The sequence below is a fragment of the Variovorax sp. 10L421 genome, assembly GCF_056395365.1.
In genome coordinates, this window is the sequence record NZ_JBFTJJ010000064.1 from 1 (window position 1) to 2,071 (window position 2,071).

Genomic DNA, 2,071 nt, shown 5'->3' on the forward strand with positions numbered 1-2,071 from the left:
CCTCGCTGATCGCCTGCCTGGCTTCCCCCCAGGCCTTGTAGCTGGCCGACCAGGCGATGCGGCCTTCGTGGTCCGTCAGCTCCTGCGGCGTGCCCAGGTGGTCGCACTGGTAGAACGCGATCTCTTCCTTCGCGAACGGGGCGGGCGTGTTGAGTTGCTCCCCGTTCCACAGCGGATCCTGCTCGATGTCGTAGCGCCCGCCATTGGCCGCAATCAGCGCCTTCACGTCGGTGGTCTGGCTCAGCGCCACGGCCTGAGCTTGCCGGATCTGCACCAGCGGCACGAAGGAGCCGGGTTCGTGGATGTAGTGCACGCTGTCGCCGCGCCAGGCCTGTTGCTCCTGCCGCGCCTCGGTGCTCTGCGTGCTCTCGAAGGCCAGCGTGTCGCCGTCCCAGCCGAAGAGGGTGATCTCGTGCTCGGAGCGTTTGGCGATGCGCCGGCCCAGGGCGTCGTAGCTGAGATGCGCTACGTGGTGATATGGACCTGCGCAGTCTTGAACGCTTCGCTCAGCGAAAAACGCAATCTTGCAGCGGGATATAGCCCGTGCCCGAGGCAAATGCGACGGTGCATGTGGCCTTGAATGCACTGCCGACCGTCAGAGTTCCCATGTGGGCTTCATTGGCGGCATCGCGTGCAACCATACGAACCAGTTCGTTTTCCGAACCGGCAACGCCCGCTTTGAGCAATGCACTGCCATTCGCGCTATCCGGGCCTCTGTTGAAGCCTCTGCTCGATCCTCCGATCACCACCCCGGAAAATGCAATCCTCTTATTGAATTCTGGCAAATCTAGGGTCGAATAACCTGCTTTGACGTAGCGTTGGTGCAGTTTTCTTAAATTGATTTCTTTTGAGGTGATCTCCGCGGCAAAGCTGATGCTGGCAGCGAGAAGCAGCAGTGGAAATATAAGTAGTCGCATTGGAGATCTTGGCTGGCGATAGTGGAAACGGGGCTTAAGAAGTACTGGTGCTTGGGATGTCTAAGATCTAAATTGTTTTGTCAACCACAAATAGCTTGATGTCGTATTCCAATTCTTGCACTTCAAAAACAGCATCCGGGTGAATCTTGAAGATGGTCAAATCTTTTGTCCTTTGATTCTTGTAGAGGCTACGAATAAAGCTCTCCGGTTCTCGAATTTTTATTTTCATAACAAACGGTTGCTCGAATCGAATTAACAGTTCAGCGCCATGCTTTTTTGTGAATTCCTCAAATTTTTTGCATATTGCTTCGAGAGAATTATTTATTGGAAAGAGTAGTGTGGGCCTTGATTCGTATGCGCTATTTTCTTTTGTTGCTGTCGTGTGCCACGATAGATCATAGTTACTGGATTTGGTCAAGACTCCGGCTTCTAATCCTTCAAGCCTTTGCAGTAGTTCGTTGCCTCGGCGTTGAGTAATTTTTTCCCTAATTTTGTCCGCAGCCGTAGTCGGCATGATGGTCTCCAGTTTTTGGGTCATCGATTTTTTGATATCTTTGATTTCTGAAATCGTAATTCCTTGGATCGCTTCCCTTTGCTTCGCCCGCATGTGCATGCGGGCCTCGCCTCGGGTCACTCGTGTGTTCAACAACTACTTTTCTCGCACCGGTTGCGTCTGCATATTCATAAAATCGACCGAACTCTGCAGGATTTTCGGAGTAGACGTAGTTTTTACTGCCTCGCCTTCTTGGATCATTTCCAACTTGCCATTGACCGGCAGCTTGTTGTGAGCGAGGTATTCCTGCCAAATCTTTGGCGCTATTCAGCGCTTGGCGACGATTTCGGCAAACGGGGGTTGACGGAGATTGGACATTGTTTTTCTTTGAGCTCAGGCCAAGCGGATCAGTCCATTCAGTCGGATTGGAAGCATAGACGTGTGTATTAAATCCGCCTTCCAATTTAATCGGATCTGTGCTAACAAACCTCCCACTCACCGGGTCGTAGTACCGATACCGGTTGTAGTGCAGCCCCGTCTCGTCGTCAAAGTACTGCCCCTGGAACCGGATCGGATTCCTGAACCCCGCCTTGCGTCCCGCCTCGCTGATCGCCTGCCTGGCTTCCCCCCAGGCCTTGTAGCTGGCCGACCAGGCGATGCG

The 2,071-nt window shown here is 53.3% G+C and carries 4 protein-coding genes; all 4 read right to left on the reverse strand.

All coding sequences use genetic code 11. The annotated features are described in order from the left end of the window. Window positions 1-556, reverse strand: a 556-nt coding sequence (locus AC1DFC_RS29705) for an RHS domain-containing protein (protein ID WP_478180577.1), incomplete at its 3' end; no start/stop codon positions are given. Further along, complete coding sequence (locus AC1DFC_RS29710; protein WP_478180578.1) at window positions 507-917, reverse strand: hypothetical protein; 411 nt, start codon at window positions 915-917, stop codon at window positions 507-509. The genes AC1DFC_RS29705 and AC1DFC_RS29710, both read right to left, overlap by 50 nt. A gap of 67 nt (window positions 918-984) precedes the next feature. Next, window positions 985-1,431 carry a hypothetical protein gene (locus tag AC1DFC_RS29715; RefSeq protein ID WP_478180579.1) on the reverse strand — a complete coding sequence of 149 codons (447 nt, stop codon included), beginning with the start codon at window positions 1,429-1,431 and terminating at the stop codon, window positions 985-987. Then, window positions 1,403-2,071 (reverse strand): RHS repeat-associated core domain-containing protein (locus AC1DFC_RS29720; RefSeq protein WP_478180580.1); only part of this gene is annotated, 669 nt, incomplete at its 5' end. The genes AC1DFC_RS29720 and AC1DFC_RS29715, both read right to left, overlap by 29 nt.